The sequence below is a fragment of the Endozoicomonas sp. GU-1 genome (genome assembly GCF_027366395.1).
GTDB lineage: Bacteria > Pseudomonadota > Gammaproteobacteria > Pseudomonadales > Endozoicomonadaceae > Endozoicomonas.
On the sequence record NZ_CP114771.1, the window covers coordinates 1,618,159 to 1,637,711 of the forward strand.

Below are 19,553 nucleotides of genomic sequence, written 5' to 3' on the forward strand. Positions count from 1 at the left end.
CTTCTTCTTATCCTTATCTTTCAGTCGGTATTCCTTGATTTCTGACCGGAAAGAGCGTCATAAAAAACGGCGCCCAGCTACCACTGGGCATCAGGTTCATCAAACCATCGTTGGTTGTCCGGCGACCACCTTGTATGACTACTGCAAGGTGAGAAAGCTCAAGGCAAGGAAAAAATCAAGCGGATCATCTATAGTCTTGCTGTATTTCATTGTGTGGCTGTTTATGAACTGTCTCAGAAACCTTCTCCCTGTGCTTGGATATCGCAGGCTTCCTCATAATACCTCGTCACCGGAAATGGTGATGGAGAGTTCCGCTGACGGTGATGACCGTTCAAACCCCTATAATGAGGCTCCGATGCTGGCGGCATGCCGAACCGGCAATCTTGCCTGGTTGCAGGAGTTGCTGAAATATGACTCAAATCAGGTGAACCAGCTATTCCTGTCGGGGAAAACGGGTTCACCGGTGTCTCTGCTCTACACCGCTGCCCGGTATGGGCATTTAGACGTCGTGATGTACCTGACCGACGCTTTCAGCAAGGCGGTGGAACCCCTGGCGGAAGAGGAAAAACGCTCCGCCATTACGGCGTTCCTGTCGGCCCCTGTCGAAGACGGCTCTACTGCGTTGCTCATCGCTGCCCAGAATGGGCATTCCGGCGTCGTGAAGTGCCTGACCGACGCTTTCAGCAAGGCGGTGGAACCCCTGGTGGAAGAGGAAAAACTATCCGCCATCACGGCGTTCCTGTCGCCCCCTGTCGAAGACGGCTCTACTGCGTTGCTCATCGCTGCCCAGAATGGGCATTTAGACATCGTGGAGCGCCTGATCGGGGCTTTCAGCAAGGCGGTGGAACCCCTGGCGGAAGAGGCAAAACGCTCCGCCATCACGGCGTTCCTGTCGCCCCCTCGCAAAGTCGGCGCTACTGCGCTCTACATCGCTGCCCAGAATGGGCATTTAGACGTCGTGAAGCGCCTGATCGACGCTTTCAGCAAGGCGGTGGAACCCCTGGCGGAAGAGGAAAAACGCTCTGCCATCACGGCGTTCCTGTCGGCCCCTGCCGAAAGCGGCGCTACTGCGCTCTACATCGCTGCCCAGAATGGGCAGTTAGACGTCGTGAAGCACCTGAACGGGGCTTACAGCAAGGCGGTAGAACCCCTGGCGGAAGAGGAAAAACGCTCCGCCATCACGGCGTTCCTGTCGGCCCCTCGCAAAGACGGCGTTACTGCGTTGCTCATCGCTGCCCAGAAAGGGCATTTAGACGTCGTGAAGCACCTGATCGAGGCTTTCAGCAAGGCGGTGGAATCCCTGCCGGAAAAGGAAAAACTCTCCGCCATCACGGCATTCCTGTCGCCCCCTGTCGAAGACGGCGCTACTGCGCTCTACATCGCTGCCCAGTATGGGCATTTAGACGTCGTGATGTACCTGACCGACGCTTTCAGCAAGGCGGTGGAACCCCTGCCGCAAGAGGAAAAACGCTCTGCCATCACGGCGTTCCTGTCGGCCCCTCGCAAAGACGGCGTTACTGCACTTTTCGTCGCTGCCCAGAACGGGCATCTCGGCGTCGTGAAATACCTGGTCGAGGCGCTCAACGAGGCCGTGAAAACCCTGCCGGAGGCGGACAAGTCCACCGCCGTCAGGGCGTTCCTGTCGGCCGCTTGCCAGGGCGGAGCGACTGCCCTCTACATCGCTGCCCAGAACGGGCACGGCGCGGTTCTGAATTTTTTGCTTGAACAAGGCGCTGACCCGGAACAGCCATGGGTTACTTGCTTTCTCGGGAAATACCGGGTCTTTAAATGGTGCTTTGCCTGGTCGCCTTTGAAGGCCGCAGGCAAGAGCGGCCATTTATTTACGGAACGCCGCCTGAAATGCCGCCTTCAAGAAAGAAAGAAGGTGGTACCCCTGCCCGAAGAGGGAAAACTCTCCGCCATCAGGGCGTTCCTGTCGCCCCCTCTCGAAAGTGCCATTAATGCACTCTACATCGCTGCCCAGAATGGGCATTCAGACGACGTGAAGCGCCTGACCGACGCTTTCAGCAAGACGGTGGAACCCCTACCGGAAGAGGAAAAACTCTCCGCCATCACGGCGTTCCTGTCGGCCCCTGCCGAAAGCGGCGCTACTGCGCTCTACATCGCTGCCCAGAATGGGCATTTAGACGTCGTTAAGTGTCTGATTGACGCTTTCAGCAAGGCGGTGGAACCCCTGGCGGAAGAGGAAAAACTCTCCGCCATCAGGGCGTTCCTGTCGGCCCCTGTCAAAGAGGGCGCTACTGCGTTGCTTATCGCTGCCCAGTATGGGTATTTAGACGTCGTAATGTGCCTGACCTGGGCTTTCAGCAAGGCGGTGGCCCCCCTGGTGGAAGAGGAAAAACGCTCCGCCATCACGGCGTTCCTGTCGGCCCCTGCCGAAAGCGGCGCTACTGCGTTGCTCATCGCTGCCAAGAGTGGCTATATCGGCATCGTGGGGTTCCTGGACGAGGCTTACAGCAAGGCTGTGGAAACCCTGCCGGAGGCGGACAAGTCCACGGCGATCAGGGCGTTCCTGTCAGTCGCCAGCCAGAACGGAGCGACCGCACTCTACATCGCTGCCCAGAACGGGCATCTCGGCGTCGTGAAATACCTGGTCGAGGCGCTCAACGAGGCCGTGAAAACCCTGCCGGAGGCAGACAAGTCCACGGCGATCAGGGCGTTCCTGTCAGCCGCTTGCCAGGACGGAGCGACCGCACTCTACATCGCTGCCCAGGACGGGCATCTCGGCGTCGTGAAATACCTGGTCGAGGCGCTCAACGAGGCCGTGAAAACCCTGCCGGAGGCGGACAAGTCCACCGCCGTCAGGGCGTTCCTGTCAGCCGCTTGCCAGGACGGAGCGACCGCCCTCTTCGTCGCTGCCCAGAACGGGCACGGCGCGGTTCTGAATTTTTTGCTTGAACAAGGCGCTGACCCGGAACAGCCATGGGTTACTTGCTTTCTCGGGAAATACCGGGTCTTTAAATGGTGCTTCGCCAGGTCGCCTTTGAAGGCTGCAGGCAAGAGCGGCCATTTAGTGACGGAACGCCGTCTGGAATGCCTCCTTCAAGAAAACAGGAGAGCCGTCGAACTGCCAGAAACAATGGCGGAGATTAAAAGGACACCCAAAATTTTGACTAATCGGCCACACCGTCTATTTTTATTCTGGAGCCTCTTAAGGGCATTACTTAAGGGCATTAAGGAAATCTACCCAGTAACCAAAAAAAGACATGACGACCGCCCGAAAAAACCTCATAGATCCAGCCAGTACGCCCTACTACCACTGCATGGCACGCTGCGTTCGCAGGGCCTTCCTATGCGGCAAAGACAATTTCTCAGGCAAAAACTATGAGCACCGCAGGCAGTGGGTGGTTGATCGGTTGAAAGCTCTTTCTGGTATTTTTGCTCTGGAAGTCTGTGCTTATGCGGTGATGTCGAATCATTATCATGTGGTGCTACATATCAATAGTCAGCAAGCCAAAAAATGGGACACCAAAGCAGTCTTAAAACGATGGACGCAGCTGTTTTCTGGCCCACACCTGGTTCAGCGTTATCTTGTCGGCGATCAGCTGGGCAGAGCAGAGCTGCTGCGTGTCGAAGGATATGCCCAGGAGTACCGCAGTCGTTTAATGGATATCAGCTGGTTCATGCGCTGTCTCAACGAATATTTAGCACGGCTGGCCAATAAAGAGGATGAGTGCAAAGGACGCTTTTGGGAAGGTCGTTACAAAAGTCAGGCCCTCTTAGATGAGCCAGCATTGCTGACTTGTATGGCCTATGTCGACTTAAACCCCATCCGGGCAAAAATTGCTGCAACGCTGGAAACCTCAGAACATACCTCTATTAAAGAGCGCATTGAGTCATACGACAGCACAAACGGAAAAAAACAAAAGGCACACTTGAAACCGTTAAAAGCTCAGGGTCAAAACCCGGAACAGGCGATTCCATACCCACTCAGTAGCTATTTTGAACTGGTTGACTGGTCTGGCCGAATTATCCGCAAAGGCAAACGTGGTCGTATAACTGACGATGTACCACCTATCCTGGAGCGCCTGGGTATTGACCCAAAAGAATGGTTGGAGACTATGCGCTGGAATAATCGTTTTCACCGCGCAGTCGGCAAGCTGGCTTCACTGAAGGCTTATGCAGAAAGCACCGGAAAATGCTGGGTTCATGGGATGTCTGTGAGTAGTGCTCTCTATCCTGCCTGATCAACGTATTTTCATTGACTTTAATGTGGCCAGAATTTTCTGAATGCTCTTTCTTATATTGGCTTGATAGTGTCTTCTATCTGCCTGTTACTGAGTGCTTTTTATACGCTTCCTGTTTGGTATGAATGAGAAATTCATACAATGATCAATACTATCATTTAAAAAATGAACAAATGTCCTACTCTCTTCACTTTTTTAAAAATGGGTGTCTTTTTTATTTCTTTTTATTTAAAATGGGTGTCCTTTTTATTTTTTATTTCTTGCCGTGACCGACCCGGCAATCAGTACATGGTTCACCCACTTCATGGTGCGCCGTACACCTTCGGGTCCGGGATGACGTGGACTTGCACACTAAAATCTCCTGAAGCCTCATCGGGATCAATATCCCAATCAATCCGCTCAACTGGCCTGGTGTCAAAAAAAACATCCAGGCCACAAATCATTAGTCCCAGGTCTTGCGCCACCCTGACTGTGCTCTTGCCATTCACAGTCGTTTCCAGGAAGGCTTGCACGAAGGTGTCGGAATCAAACTTGTCTTTATGCTCAACCAGGCACTCGACGGTTTGTTTATTTATGATCCCACATCGTTCTATGATGGTCGGCAGTTCCAATAGCCAGCTCTCATGGCGAGCAGTCTGTTCAAACTGGTGAACAATCACGTTGCTCATGTAAAAAACATGTTTGGCGGCCTTGCCTGTTTTAAAATTGCGATAGAATTCCCAGTGCGTCCCGGTTAATTTATTCTCAAAATCGCCATCCCAATCGGTACCATCCTCAAGCACCCCGCTCCCCTTGGTCGTGATCCTGCCAAGGATGTCGTATACCGTCCTGGTCTGTTTGTTTATGACGGCAAATTTATCGGCATAATCAGTCTTCAAAGTGGCGAGCCGGTCCCGGATCTGCCGGTCCCGCCAGATCATCTTCTGGCAATCCCCCAGGGTTTGTGCAGTGCCTATCGTGTTCTTGATCATCCAGTACCTGTCCGTCAGGCTGACCTCCTGAGGCATCAAAGCCCCAAGCTGGTGCTCAAACACCTGGCGCAGTGCCGGCCGCTGGCCCGCCTCCTGCTCTGCCAGGCGCACAATCCGCCCGTCCGCCGTCATGCCAAGAGCGTTCAGCGGTTCATTGTCGGGGTTGTCCGCCAGGTAGCGCTCAATGGCCTGTGTCGCTGCTGCTGAGGGGTTCACTGGGAATATCCTTTTCAGGAGTGGTTTGGGGGCCAGTACCGGCAACGCCGCGACTTGTTTCAGCCAGGCATTGAGCAGTGGCCGTTTATCATCCAAACACTGCCTGCCTAACCGAACCGTGGTAATGCCCGCCTCCGCCTGGATCAGCGTTTTGTGCGCGGCCAGCAGCTGTTCCATAAACGCGACCTGCTCATCCGTACTAAGAAAAAGCTGGGGCAAGATTAACAAATCAGGAGCAAACCAGAAAGATCAGGTTGTTTTGCTCTGAATCGATCTGAGCAAAAAGATTTTCCAGTTACATGGTATTGATGCCAAAGGTCATGTGGCTCTCAAAAAGAAACTTAACCGCAAGGGACTCTTGTCCTTTATGGCTAACCTTTACAGGAAAAAATATAAAGCGGGAACTTTTACGTAACTGGATGAACTAACGGGATACTTGCTGAGTCAGTTTTCCGTAATTTGTCGTACAGTTGTCCTCCGGGGCTGCTCCTGATTACGCGGGTTTGTACGAAAGCTATTACTACATCTGATCAACCACATGGTACTTCGCCGGTCCTTGTGATCAAAACAGACAATTAGCATTAAGAGCAGCAGTATGGATCCACTCAACACCACATTAAGTCCACAGTTTCTTGATTTAACGATTTCATCACACTCAGACAAGCTGAGCCCGGGTACCCCGCACTGCAGCACTCAGACAACCAAAAAACAGATTCCTGTTATTTCCACAGACCATGTATCAGGCTATGTCACAAGAAGGGTTCCCGAAAAAACCATTGCCGACCGGCTACATCTTCACCAACTGACCAAGATTGATTACAAACAGGCATCTGAAAAAAACCGTCTTTTTGCACAACTCATTCCGTCGTTAATGTCAACAACCGGGATGTCGCAAACGTCTGTCCTGACCCATTTGTTACCAGCCCTTGAGTTCACCCCCTATTTAAGAAAAATGAACCGGGAGGAGATGTTCAGAGCCTCAGATCACCCGTCACATCTTCAGACCGGATTGTTACTGGAACTGATAAGCCGGATCAAACAGGGGTATAAACTACAGGAGCTGCATCGCCTGGCAGGTGAGCAACCCGGCTCAGCGCAGATAAAAATCAATGGTCAGCCACAGACCATAAGTATTGGCCTGCATCACTTTACCCGGGAGGATCTCGGTGATGAGACATTCCGCGAGCTGCGTGATCGTCTAACCCCTTGCGGAAAAACCGCAGGTAAAGACCCGGGGGTTATTCTGGATCATGTGCAAAAAAGAAAAGCTGTAGCCATGGCTCACTGGCAGAGGGTAGTGTTGAAGGTTCTGAAAATTCAGGACTCAGCCATCAGCCAGCACATTGCCCGGGCTCTCAACACAGAGCCCGGTTTGTCACCTGCCACCGGAAAAGAGTGTACGGCACTGACCGCCCTGATTCCAACGCTGAAATTAACCGTCCATCCCGGCTTTACCCTGCTGAAACCCCTTTTTTGCTGGCTATCACAACACCATCTGAAAGGCAGCAAACTCAGCAGCCAGCGACTGACCTGGCTGCAAAGTATGGTTACCAGCAAGCTTTACACAAAATTACCAGACCTGAGAAGGACCGGGCTGGATAAACTCTGCATCTATAAAGAGCGTCTGCTCAGTGGCCATGAAACGGACAACCCTCGTGTGCAGTGGCTAAAAAAGGGAATGGATAAAGCCATTAATGATGTCAGCCCACAACAACTGTCTGAAGTCGTTGAGCTCTTTGCCACATTGCTCTGTGACCTCACCCCGTCAGTCAGTGCAGAAAACCGCCTGGGCATTATCTACACATTGCTTAAATTCAGAGACCAGTCCATGCTGAAAAATCTACTGGAAACAGAGAGCATTGGTAAGGATATTCTAATAAAAATGTACAAAACCCAACTGATCCTGACCTATTCCATTGACCAGCGTGTTACTGAACCCGTAAAGAAGTCCAAAGAACAATCGGTTAATTGCCTGATTAAAACCCTCCAGCTGAGAATGGCGCAGTGCATCGTAATGATGGCATCAACGGATGGGTTATCAGTGCCTTTGGAGGCCGTGAATAAGGCCCAAACCCTTATTGACCATCATAATGAGGGGTTGCAGGCCGTACTGCCCACCAATGAACTTGAGCAGCAAGATACAGATGATTACTACGGCTATGTTAGCGATCAGGAAAGGTCACAGGGCGCAACACCCGCCCATAATCCTGACCAGCAAGATTCAGATACCAGCCGCGACGATAATAGCTGCGACGATAATAGCTGCGACGACAATAGCTGCGATGATAATAGCTACGACAATCATAGCTACGACGATAATAGCGACCCGCAAGATAAGAGATACAACGACGATAGCGACCAGGAATGGTCGCAACCCGTAATACCCGCCTATAATCCTTACCTGGAAGATTCAGATGATAGCGACCAGGAAAGGTCGCAGGCCGAATCCGACGATATTCCTTACCTGCCAGATTCAGATGATAGCTACAGCTACGATAGCGACCCGGAAAGGTCGCAAGCCGTAATACCCGGTCATAAGCCTTACCTGCCAGATTCAGATGACATCTACGGCTACGATAGCGACCTTGGAGAGTTGCGAGACGCGCTGCGCGCCCATAAACATGACTCGCAAGATTCAGACGACAGCTACGACGACGATATCGACGTGGAAGGGTTTCAAGCCATACAGCGCACCTGTGGACGTTACCGGCCCTATGCAAAAGACAGCGACGACGGTGAACGCTGGGTAAAACTGCCCGACATAGGGTACCGGGAAAGTATTTACGACATAACACCTTATGGCAATAACAACATTTCAGCAGAGAACTATCTTAGCGTTCCCGACTATCTGCTGACCAGTGACCATGCTGTTACACTTGATCCACAACATCTGCTTCTGCCCAGGGACAAACACTTTCGTATTCCTTCAGTAAAACTTGAAGACGATTCACGTCAGCGGAGGATTGAACGAATGGGGCGCGACGAACAAAAACTACGGGAGGATTTTCTGCTATCGACCCGATCAACCGATCTGACACAACCGGTTGACTGGCTAAAAATGGAGGTACCCATCACCTTCTTGTTTACCGGGAGCGCTCAGGATAAAAGTCAAATTTCCTATGTCTACCAGGTTTTCAACACCGAAGTGCTGCCGGTTATTCAGCAGGCGAGCAGAGAAAACGACAGCGCTGTTTTCCCAGGCAGTGACAATGTACCAACGTCACTGAAAAGGCCGCTCAGTATCAGCTCCTCCACCGAGTCTGTCCCCCGAAAAGCGCGAAAAACAGAAGACTCTTCTGCCAGCATCACCGAACTCCCCCCTGCAGAACGGGAGACTATGGACGTTATCAGGGAACTGTTGGCAGTGGCAGAAACCGCAGAGCCAGGCCTTAACCTCAGGGCCATCATCACCCATTTTCAGGGCCGGGCATCAAGCCAGACATTATGCTCTCTGTTACAGCATATAGAAGCCCTGCTCCCCGGGCTGCCTGACACTAACATGGGCAAACAGCTGCTGGAGCTGACGGCCTTTCAGTTATTTGCCGATTTACACCCAACAGACAACCCATTCAGGGGTTTCATCAAAACGCTGTATATCATTCAATCCAGAAGCCGTTCTCTCCGGTTTGCCAATGACTATTACGGTCGCTACTCAAACTGTGAATCCAATAAACTAAAGCTGCAAATGAGTGAGCTTTTCAGAAACGAGTGGTGCCAACCTGACGGTTTACTGGGGAACAGGATCCGGCAGTCGGTGAAAGCCGCTTTCTGGCAAAGTGATCGCAGTTGCAGCTATCAGCAAATAATGGATTCAGTCTTTGAATCCATCCGTCCATCGAAGCAGCCCTCTGATGACTACCCACACATAATTGACCAGATGATCAATGAAGTAGAAAGAAGAATGGAGCAACGGTGGGAGTTAAACAGCCTGAAGCAGCAGCAACAGATATTAACGGCTCATCACCAGCCTGCCTACCAGGAAGACCTTAGCCTGGCCATCAAAGACCTGATTAAAGTCGCTTCCGGACTTTGTCAGCAGTTTCTTCCTGAAGAGCACGTCAGTAGAACAACACCGAAAGCCTGCGACGCTTCCCGTATTGATACTGACATGGCAATGTCTGACCAGATCCCCCATGAGGATAGAGCCCAGCTGTCCAGACGTTACCTGTATGACCAACTCAAGGCACTTATCCCACTGATTGGCACCTGGCTCAATCAAATCAATGACGACGGTCTGATTACCGAGAAAGAGGCTACTAAAGCCGGAATAGATCGCCTGGAACAGTTTGCCAACAGCACGATCAGGGCCGATCGCCCCATTCAAAATGAGGACGAAACCTTACAGCAGATTATTGCGTTGTGTGATCAGTTCCACCAGGTACAACAGGAGCACAGCCAGTGGCAATCAACCCATGAGATAGCGTCCACCCATAACCAGTGGATTGAAACCAGAAATACGCTGAAACATCTCACGAAAATACCCCAGCTCACTCCCCCACAGGCGCTACAGGAACAGATAAACGCGATCATTTGTGGGCCTGAAAACCCTGAACTCTCCCCGGAGGACCGGAAACTGCTGGACACTGTTTCTGCATTGCGAACCCGATACATTACATCAGGGCCAGTCAGCAGGGCTCTGTTTCATCGAGACATCCGTGAGTTCAGTCAACAGCCTGAGCTACTGGCCCAACGTATTGTCGAGGTGGGCCAGACATGGAGTGACAGTGCTCGGGCTCAGCTTAATAGATATCGATCTTTACAGGACACACTGAACTTTCTGCAACACAAAGACCCCATGTACAGCACACCTGATCTTGAGCAACAAAAAGCTCTGTCCCTGACCCTTGAAAGGCATAACCACAGCATGTCCAGCTTGCGGAGCGAGCAGGAAAGGTGTGAGTTACACCCGTTGCATGGGATTGCTTACCAGCATGACCAAACTCTGCTATCAACATTGGAGTCGATGGCACAGGCTCATACTGCACAATATTCCGGTATTGATACGGAGCCACTGAGCAAACAACAACAACAGCAATTGCAGGAAGTCATTGAGTCAGCTCCTTTGGAGTCGGCATTACCTGCCGGTGCCAGTCTGTTCGACTTGATCGGTATGGGAGCAAACAGCCAGCCGCTGAAAACGGCCGCGAGCAACCGCTCCCGCAAATTTTTTAGCAGACACCAAAACTTCGGCTTTGGCGTGTTTGAGAATATGGATCTACTCAAGGAAAAGAATACCGTAAAGATTAACCATCTAAGAAAACAGATTGAGAGAGAAAACACAATCCTGGTCGCAATGGGAAAGGTCTACAACAAAATGGTCAGGAAGTTACAAGAAGGTAAGGAAGAACTGTTTCATCTGTTAGAAAACCGAATGCATTGCGAGATAATGATTGAAGACCGGGCGTATTCCTACGCTGATGCACTTATTGCCTATGATAACAGAAATGATTGTCACGGCTTGAGCGATGCCAGCAGTGCCCAGTGCCAGGCAACTGCAACGCTGTATTCAAAGGAATTGCAAAACAGAAGAAACCATGAAAGATATCAAGAAGATATGCAATGGCTGGAGTTTGCAGGGGAATGTCAGTCTCGCCATATCGACCCGGAAATCCTTCCGGATGTCCTCGATTTAATGGAGCTGGAAAGTCTGGTATCCATTGATGATATAGAAAACAAAATGGCGGAATTACAACAACAAATTCAGGCAACGCGAAACACCATTGCTAAAAATTCAGCGCGGGTCAGGGCAGCGGTTGCACAACTGGAAGCCAGCCTGAAGCCAGAGCTTGAGGCTCAGAAAAAAACCACAAAAGCCGCCGAGCTGGCACTGTTCAGCAGAGCCTTTGAAAATGGACATCACTTGACAAAAGAGCGCGCTATGCAGCGGGTGTTGTGTCAATATCTCCGTGAAAACAAAGATACTTCCAGCGTTATTGAAGAAATTATTGAGGACTGTAAAGCTCAGGAAAAGCACGTTCCCTGCAAATACACGGATATCATTGAGCCTCCCTGGCCTGGTATCGATGAGCGCCACTGCCAGTGGCGGTCAACGGACAACCTGCCGTTCCAGATTATTAATGTCTCGGGGGCATTCCCCTTACTGGAGTCACTGTATAAAAACGGCAGAATCTTATCATGGAAACTGCTTGGGCAGGATGATGAGGGCAAGCCATCCAGCGCGCTGATTTTCGCAGCAGCAAAAGAGCGCAACAGGGCTTGCGAAACAATGATCAAATGCCTTGAAGAAACCCGGTACCTCGACCTGGGTTCCTTTAATCGGTTGCTGACAGCCAACCCTTCCGGTGATAACAGAAACCTTCTGCACCTGATAGCGCAACTGGCAAAGCCAGCCCTGCTTAAATCCCTGCTGCAACTGCTCAATAATGTCAGTAACAGGCAGGATCTCGATGCAGACTATCCTTCCGATTGCCTGCAAAACCGGATCGCCCTGGATCGGGAACACTTGTTAAAAACACTCTTGACCAAGGCCGATTATGAAGGGCTCTACCCCACCGACCTGTTGCTGTTCAATGTTGCTAAAAGAATCCGGGAATGGCCAGAAGATAATGTTCAGGCACTCGCCAGCTTTAGTAATGATTTTCTGATCAATGAGGCCAAAAGCCTATGGATAACCGTGTCGGAGACTCTCAGTGTTGAGCAGTCCGGCAAGTCCATTGAATGCTTTATGAAAGGTATTGATAACCTCGAAGGACTATCTCCGGAAAAACGACAAGCCACTGAAATCTTCCTGAGAAAACTGATGCGTATATTCAGAGTGCACGGTCCTGCCGGGGTGCATGAACAACTGATGGCTCAGATTACCCGGGCAGACCATGCTATCGAGACATCTGACCAGCATGAACATTCAGTTCAAGGTGCAAATTCATGATACAGAACCCACTCAGTAAACAGTGCTGCTGGTACCACCTCATGATCTTCTGCCCGCAAGTAGTCAACCAGCAGATCGTAGAGCGGATTGCGGCATAAATTGTCCGCCTTACCCCTGGCCAGGTCAGCTACTGTGACCCGCTGGGTGTACTCGGCAAGCAGTTTGGCATGGGAACAATGCAGGGTGTGTTCAAAACCATCGCCGTATTCCCACTGGTCATAGCACCCATCGGGAACTACCGGCTGGATTGCCTGCATCAGATTCGCACCAAAGGAAGTAATATCTTTTGGTAATATAAGACAGTCGCCCAGTGCCAGGGCATGCACCTTTCTCTCGCTGTTGCCCGTCGCCGGACTCACGACCATGGCTGAGTCTTTTTCTCGAAAATACTGATGAAAAAAATAGGTGGCTGACAAGAGTGTGCATCCTGACCAGACATAATCAAGAATCAGCACTTTTCGGTTGCTGGCTAGCGACCCAAGAACCTTATCAAAATGGTGAAAAAGAGCCTTCTGTTGTTCAGGCGTCATCTTTTGTTTAAATCGAACCCTGCCCTTGTTACAGGTTTCCAGAAACTGAAAATCGGAAAGCGGCATATTGCATGCCGCGTCTTTGCCTAACCGCCCCTGAAGCTCTGCAATGACCGTTGCCGGGCTTCGGCCTATCCCGATGTACAGAAACTCCTTTGGAGGAAAGACCCTGATCACCCTGTCTGACAATTGTTTCAGCTCATGGATGAACAGAGACTTTATATTTTTGCTGTCCATGAGCGCTTTCAGAGGCCTGAATCTCTCATCATCAACACTGATCAAGTGCTTTTCGGTAACAGTCTGAACCTTTATTTCCGGCAGAACCGGAGGAGCCGGGCTGGCAAAACAGCCCAATGATCCTGATGTTGTTGGCGTCATCTTAACCTGCATTTATTTTGTAGTTAAATATTGAATGGATCATGTTGAGGAGGAACTTTGATAAGAAAGATAGGTCTTAAGCTGTAATTTAATAATTCAGTAATTCCATGAATTGCTCAAATAAGTCACCGTTACTTGATCCCGTCTTCTCTGATCCTTATTCAGGGCCATCAGACTTATCAGAACAAACGTGTAAATCTGATGGCAGCGAAAAACCACTGACGTATCATTGCATGTCTGTTCAGATAGTGGACACTCCTTTTCCTGCTTACCATAACCAATCAGATATACCCAACCTCTCCCCTGATCCTATTATTTTATTAAGTGAATATGGTATTAAGCCTCTGGCACCTTCCGATACAGAAGAAAGTTTCGGCACAGATACTCCTGACAGGTCAAAACCCGTTTCTGATCAATATACATTGGCGAACTCCGGTGATAAATCCATTAAGTATACGCTACCGTCAACACCAGACATTCCTTTTACTCAGCAGATCTTCTTACCCATGTGTCAGCCTGAGACCAGTGAAGCAACACAAGCGTACCATTTGAATCCGGTTTATCTATTAATCAACCCTCCTGACGACGTCTCTGAACCACAAATGTCACCACCAGCGACTGTAATAACCCCTCTAAACCTGAACCAGACGTCAAGTGATAACATCCAGGCAAAAAAAATGGTTGATGCTCCCCCTTCAATAATGAAGCGCCAAAGCGATCCCACTTCACTGGAGAAAAAAAGGAAACGCCAGAGGGAGCAAAAAAGGGAACGTTACCAGAATGATCCAGAGTTTGCAGAGCGCCAACGACAACGCATGAGGGAGCGTATCAAAAGTCCTGGTTATCTCATGCGCCAACAGGAGCGCTTGAGGGAGCGGCGCAAAAACCCCGCTTACGCCAAGCGCCAAAACAAGCTCAGAAGTGAGCGCCAAAAGGCGCGTTACCAGAATGATCCCGCTTTCGCAGAGCGAGAAAAGAAACGTTCCAGGGAGCAAAGAATACAGCGTCGCAAAAAATCAGGGAATTAGATATCCGGGTTCGTCCGCCTGACTTGCCTGGCTCCGGATTTTAAAGAACTTTTCGGTATTTTTTTTGTCTGATACTTATGTTCGCTCTTAGGGTAGACATTAAGCGTCTACTCCCCTCTTCGGGAAGTTAAAGATGGAACCACGAAGGACACGAAGAGCACAAAGAAGAGATTTTCTTTTCCTTCGTGCTCTTTGTGTCCTTCATGGTTCCATTCAAAAGCCATTGAAAATGGAGGGTAAGCTTAATGTCCACCCTAAGTAAATTCGCTTGAATTCAGATTACGTTATGGTGCCCCCATGCAAAAGGCAGTGCATTGAACCGGGCAAGGGTCTTTCAGGTTTGATCAGCACAACACGCTAAAACATCAATAGACACTCTGAAACAACAACAAAATGTAAATCGTATACGATTTTAAATGCAAGGAGATCATTGATATGTCCATACCTCAGCAGGGAACGGGCGCAGGTTCACCGGTATTTAATGAATCACAATCTGCAGGTGACAATTATCACCCTATTACTGCATTAAACGGTCAGTTTGCCGGAATGATGGTCCGTGTTGTCAATGCATCAAAAGAAGCGGGTTCCGGAAATCAATACAGACCGATAAGTTTATTGCGCCGGGGTTCCCGATATGCCCTAACCACTCGCCATAAGCGCTTTGATGAGTTTCTGATGGGATCAGACCGGATCCTTACTATTCTGAAACCTGCACGCGGCTGCGATATGCGTTGGGCTTTTAAACAAGATGTTGCTTCAGATGCCAATGGAGAACCCCAACATTTGCACTCGAATCGTATCAAGAAAATTACCAGTTGGGATGTGTTAACAACGAAAATGGATGAGTGGGAACACAGGTGGCATTCGTTATTTGACGGATCACCTTTTAGATTATCCTCAGGTCATATTGGCAAGAATGGCTATTTACTCCACAAAGCGCATCCCACATTCAATACGAAAACTGGCAAATATCCCGAGATTATCTGTCAAATTAATTTTGACCGCATGCACTATGGCTATCTTCTTGACTTTGGCAGGGAGCTCTCTTTTCGTCGTATTGAAGAAGTTATGGGCAATATTCTGACGCTTGAGCAAAAGAAAGGTAACCTGTCCGGTGGTGAATTCCGTGAACCGGTTAAACTGTGCCTGTTCAACAGCTTTCAGGGCGTGGTTCACTCCCCGGTGACACTCAGCCGTGCACAGGTGCAACAGCTGCAATACCACACCCATGCTTTTTCCCGATATGGGAGCGTCATTGGTTATGAGCATAACCTTTACCAGTTATTGAGCCAGTCCGGCTGTGAGCGATTCCTGAAGCTGTTGGAAAATATCCCACCGCAGGTCAGCACGGTAGCAGTGGAGTTTGGAGAAGAAAATATTGATATCAACGCCCTCCTGACAGCCATTGAGCACTACGATTCAGCAAAATTCATGACCGCACTTTCAGCCCTGGACGACAAGGTTAAAAGTCCGGTCGGTTTACCAAATCTATTGATGGAGGCGTTGATCAGGCAATGCCCGATAAAAGAACAGTTTCCCGGAATCCTGTACGACGGGGCAGATAATACTTATGAACATCGGCGCGTCAAACTCAGCTGGGATTACCTCCTGCAGCAAACCAAATCCCACTTTGCGGCACAAGCTGTTATTTGTCGGGAGCTATTAAAACACAAATTGTTTGTACCATTATTATCAGGGTCACCAGAGTGTTCAGGAGTCTCCCACAATAATCCGTTGGTGTGCTGTCTTCTGACCGCACACGGTACAAGAGTCCATCTCACTTCATCCTGGAACTTGCCTGACTGTACCTTGTTAATATCTGCCGCACATTTTCGCAGGGCGAATCTGCTGACAGCAGATGAAGCCGATATCATACGACACGAGATGCTGTGGTCACTTCTTTGCCAAAGTGACGACGGCCCCGTTACTGATCCTGACGAGATTATCAGTCGCTTGTCGGCCTTGAAGAAGATATTGCTCAGGTATCATGACAACTACAGTAGGAAGTTCGGTAGTATCCATCTTCATCAGATGGTCGATGAACTGTTTGGCATAGAGTTTTATTATCGCTTTGTTGTGAACCGATCTGATAACGGGGGTGCAGTCAGGGAATTTCTGGAACAGCGATTATCACCCCAGTGCTACAGTGATGAAAAGTTACGTGAGCATTTAGAGAACATAGCGACGCGCAAATCATCTGTTAGCGATAATTTTATTATGTTCCTGGGGAAGGCCTATCGCTTTCCTTTTCCTGCTGTGGTCCGGTCAATAGAGTACGGTCCGAACCCGCTTGCCTGGCTGGAGACATTTCTGGCATCCCCGCCAACCTTTGAGTTCAGGGAAAACCTGCCTGATAGCCGCTATGGGTCAATTACCCAATTGGTCGGTCAGCATTATTACCAGTTTCCCCATCCCTACAGGGCGCAAACCATCCTGGCGGAGGGCATACAACCCTTTTACCGCAAATGGCACGGACTGGATCACGCCCTGCGCACCCAGCTGGCTACAGAATTCCTTATGGATCAAACGGTGTTGCCGTACTTTCATAAGCCATTCCGGGAGTTACTGCTTAAGCATCCCCAGTTTCTGGAGTTGCTGCCCATTGCCGAACTCTACCACGATGCTGTCGCTGAAGATGAGCATAAAGAGGTTGAAGAGCTTCGGGCAGCGGAACTGTTCCAGCGTGACATGAGCGGGCTGCAACAGTACCCCGAGGAACTGGTTACTCTGGTGGCCAGCGCCCTGAGAAACAAAAATTGTAAAATGATGGATGTGGGTAACCCGTCGTTTACTCCTGACCACCAATGCCCGGAGGATGAGTTACTGCTACGCCAGGTGCTGCGCTTTGGGGATATAGTGGATATCCTTCGGGTCAAACCGCCCCGGGAGGACTTTCCGACAATCAGACGGTCAACTGACTCAGCCGCAATGGACACCCTGGAAATGATCCATGATGGCCATTTTCATCCGGAAATGATCGAGCTGTTGGCCGTGGTCAATAACCCGCAATTCACCCTGCTGATCCAGTCAGCATTGTTGAGTTTTCGGGATCTGGCCAGCATTACCGGTGGCTGGCATCACCAGATGACCAATCCGTTCACCCGAAAATACCATCTCCCGGTTGATAACCATAAACGACGATTACTGATTGAACAGGCACCGAATCCCTACCAGTGTTTGCGTGAGTCTCTGGACGATCTGGTCCGGTTCGTTATCGCTGAGAAAGCCGGTATCTCAGCCTGCTTCGCAGAACACCCAGGGCCCGAAGATTCCCGGCTGCCTGACTGCTGGGATCCGGGTATCGGCTCTGGTGGCGCTTATCGAAGTCTGCACAATGAAGAGGAACTTCGACAAATCAAGTTACCCGAAGCCATGACCCTGGCAGATAAGATCATCGTGGCGGCTGATCAACCCGGGTTGGAAGATCGGATTCCCACTGGCATCCGTGATGCTCTGGAAACTGAGGCGTTGCGGCTCCAGCAGGAGGCTATCCTGCCCGCTGTTGGTACCCCGACACAATCTGAACTGGAGCAAATGCTCCGGCAGCCCGGCTCTCCGGGTGCCCGTCTACTCAATGAGCGCGGTTATATCGTGAAGTCACGTGCACATGAAGGGAGAATTTTTTACCAAATGGTGCCCAATTCCGGGCTTGCAAGGAACTCTTTGCTGCTGCCGCCACAGTATGGTGATAAGACAACGGGCACCACTGCCAAGATGTCACTGGCAAATATATGCAGGTTGCTGTAGAAGACACGACCACACAGCTCAGCCGTTAGTTCCAGTTGAAAGCATGAAGAGTGACGTTGGCGCTACTGTCTTGAAAAACTCCGGGCGAGGTGACGTATGAATTTATACATAATGGAACCAACCTGGTTGAGAGAAAGGAAGGTTGATACCTTTTAAGGCAAAACTTCAAAAAGCAGAGGAGGCTAAAGAGGAACCCGTGTGGGCAGCCAATTCAGCGGCTACATGAGTTAATCTTTTTGTACGACGTTTATCATCTAAGTCTGAGTACTTGAAAGTATCGGAAATATAGTTAAATCATATTTCTCTGCCTGCTCATCAATTAACTGCCGTATAGCCTCAACACCAATTTTTTCATCATACCACTTCGCAAAAAACTCTTTCATATCTCCGCCACAAATTATATCAACAGCACTAATACCATACCTCTGGTAAGCATATTCATCAGCATATTTGAGAATTCCCTGATCTCCAGAACCGTATGTACCATCGTTATAAAATTCTGAAAACTCACCCTTTACTACTTCTTTAGAAACTTTATGCCCATCAATTAGTTTGCTCATATTTTGACCTTCTATAACTATCCCTTAACGAAAACCAGTAAGTATCATTAGCAGCTTGTAACAAGATCAATTAAAATCGTAAAATTATAGAAACTTACAACTTTAACCAAATTCAGATTACATCATTTTTACCAAATTAAGTTTCAGGGAAATAACTGTGACAACAATATGGACTGAAGAAGAACTTGAAGCTGCTGTGCTTGCCTATATGGACATGCATAGAAAAGACACACAAAACGAACATTATATTAAAAAAAATTACTACTCCGACCTATCAAAACGGTTCGACAGAACCGAAAAAGCATTCGAGTATCGAATGCAGAATATCTCTTATGTTATGTCTCTTATGGGCAGAAAATGGGTTAAAGGACTAAAACCTGCAAAGAATGTTGGCTCCAACCACATAGAACTTATCGAAAGACTGATATCAAAAGCAGAAAGCAAAAGTTATGTTGGTCAAGCGACGTTTGAAAGCCAGGTTTCTGAGTTAAAAAGAAAAAAACACTTTCAAAACCACTTGGAGAGTTTAAGCCTCAAATTGTTACTACTCAAGTAACCCAGTACCAGCGAGACCCAAAAGTAAAAGCCTGGGTTCTTAAAGAAGCAAATGGCTACTGTGAGTGCTGTGACAGTGAAGCTCCGTTTCTCAATGCTGATGGTGAACCTTTTTTGGAAGTACATCATTTGAGACACTTGGCAGATGGAGGGTCCGATAGGGTAACTAACGCCATAGCCTTATGCCCTAACTGCCATCGAGAATTTCATTACGGTCAGTCTATAACTACCAAACTGGTAGCTTTGTATGCTAAGCACAGCCGACTTATCCGCGAGTAACATTGCAATTTTGCGTAAATGCTGATTTTCAATAGTACCCAGTCAAAATTTTAAGCACCCTAAACGTCTGTGTTTTCTATGGCCTGAATATCGGGATCAACCCAAAGTCGATGGTTGATCATCTCCACCAGTTTGAGAAAGCCATCAGCAGCCAAAGACTCATTCACAGAGGAGAGAAAAGCAAGAAAAACG

Annotated in this window: 11 protein-coding genes; 7 read left to right on the forward strand and 4 right to left on the reverse strand. The window is 49.3% G+C overall.

Going from position 1 to position 19,553, the window contains the following annotated elements:
- Window positions 1–130: 130 nt before the first annotated feature.
- Window positions 131–3,349: an ankyrin repeat domain-containing protein gene (locus O3276_RS06575; protein WP_269674921.1), complete on the forward strand. Its 3,219-nt coding sequence runs from the start codon at window positions 131–133 to the stop codon at window positions 3,347–3,349.
- 28 nt (window positions 3,350–3,377) lie between these two features.
- Window positions 3,378–4,208: a transposase gene (locus O3276_RS06580; RefSeq protein ID WP_269674922.1), complete on the forward strand. Its 831-nt coding sequence runs from the start codon at window positions 3,378–3,380 to the stop codon at window positions 4,206–4,208.
- A 302-nt stretch (window positions 4,209–4,510) separates the two neighbouring features.
- On the opposite strand, the gene O3276_RS06585 is transcribed toward O3276_RS06580, so the two are convergent.
- Window positions 4,511–5,572 carry a hypothetical protein gene (locus O3276_RS06585; protein WP_269674923.1) on the reverse strand — a complete coding sequence of 354 codons (1,062 nt, stop codon included), beginning with the start codon at window positions 5,570–5,572 and terminating at the stop codon, window positions 4,511–4,513.
- A gap of 418 nt (window positions 5,573–5,990) precedes the next feature.
- On the opposite strand from O3276_RS06585, the gene O3276_RS06590 reads away from it, so the two are divergent.
- Window positions 5,991–12,284 carry a hypothetical protein gene (locus O3276_RS06590; RefSeq protein ID WP_269674924.1) on the forward strand — a complete coding sequence of 2,098 codons (6,294 nt, stop codon included), beginning with the start codon at window positions 5,991–5,993 and terminating at the stop codon, window positions 12,282–12,284.
- Here O3276_RS06590 and O3276_RS06595 read toward each other — a convergent pair.
- Window positions 12,266–13,192, reverse strand: coding sequence for a hypothetical protein (locus O3276_RS06595; RefSeq protein ID WP_269674925.1), 927 nt, complete (start codon window positions 13,190–13,192; stop codon window positions 12,266–12,268). The genes O3276_RS06590 and O3276_RS06595 overlap by 19 nt on opposite strands.
- Before the next feature lie 233 nt (window positions 13,193–13,425).
- On the opposite strand from O3276_RS06595, the gene O3276_RS06600 reads away from it, so the two are divergent.
- Together O3276_RS06600 and O3276_RS06605 are read left to right on the forward strand one after the other, a co-directional pair.
- Window positions 13,426–14,220: a hypothetical protein gene (locus O3276_RS06600; RefSeq protein WP_269674926.1), complete on the forward strand. Its 795-nt coding sequence runs from the start codon at window positions 13,426–13,428 to the stop codon at window positions 14,218–14,220.
- Window positions 14,221–14,655: 435 nt separating this feature from the next.
- Window positions 14,656–17,967, forward strand: a complete 3,312-nt coding sequence (locus O3276_RS06605) for a hypothetical protein (protein WP_269674927.1) — start codon at window positions 14,656–14,658, stop codon at window positions 17,965–17,967.
- Between the two features lie 165 nt (window positions 17,968–18,132).
- Here O3276_RS06605 and O3276_RS25665 read toward each other — a convergent pair whose 3' ends face one another.
- Both O3276_RS25665 and O3276_RS06610 read right to left on the reverse strand, forming a co-directional pair.
- Window positions 18,133–18,252 carry an IS4/Tn5 family transposase DNA-binding protein gene (locus tag O3276_RS25665; RefSeq protein WP_101748814.1) on the reverse strand — a complete coding sequence of 40 codons (120 nt, stop codon included), beginning with the start codon at window positions 18,250–18,252 and terminating at the stop codon, window positions 18,133–18,135.
- On the reverse strand, window positions 18,222–18,527 hold the full coding sequence (locus O3276_RS06610) for a hypothetical protein (RefSeq protein WP_269674928.1): 306 nt from the start codon (window positions 18,525–18,527) through the stop codon (window positions 18,222–18,224). Before O3276_RS06610 ends, O3276_RS25665 begins: the two co-directional genes overlap by 31 nt.
- 157 nt (window positions 18,528–18,684) lie before the next feature.
- Between O3276_RS06610 and O3276_RS06615 the strand changes: the two genes are divergently transcribed.
- Both O3276_RS06615 and O3276_RS25670 read left to right on the forward strand, forming a co-directional pair.
- Window positions 18,685–19,083 (forward strand): hypothetical protein, encoded by a 399-nt coding sequence (locus O3276_RS06615; protein WP_269674929.1) that lies wholly within the window; start codon window positions 18,685–18,687, stop codon window positions 19,081–19,083.
- Window positions 19,065–19,361: an HNH endonuclease gene (locus tag O3276_RS25670; RefSeq protein ID WP_442876591.1), complete on the forward strand. Its 297-nt coding sequence runs from the start codon at window positions 19,065–19,067 to the stop codon at window positions 19,359–19,361. The genes O3276_RS06615 and O3276_RS25670 overlap by 19 nt, the downstream gene beginning before the upstream one ends.
- The last annotated feature ends 192 nt before the right edge of the window (window positions 19,362–19,553 follow it).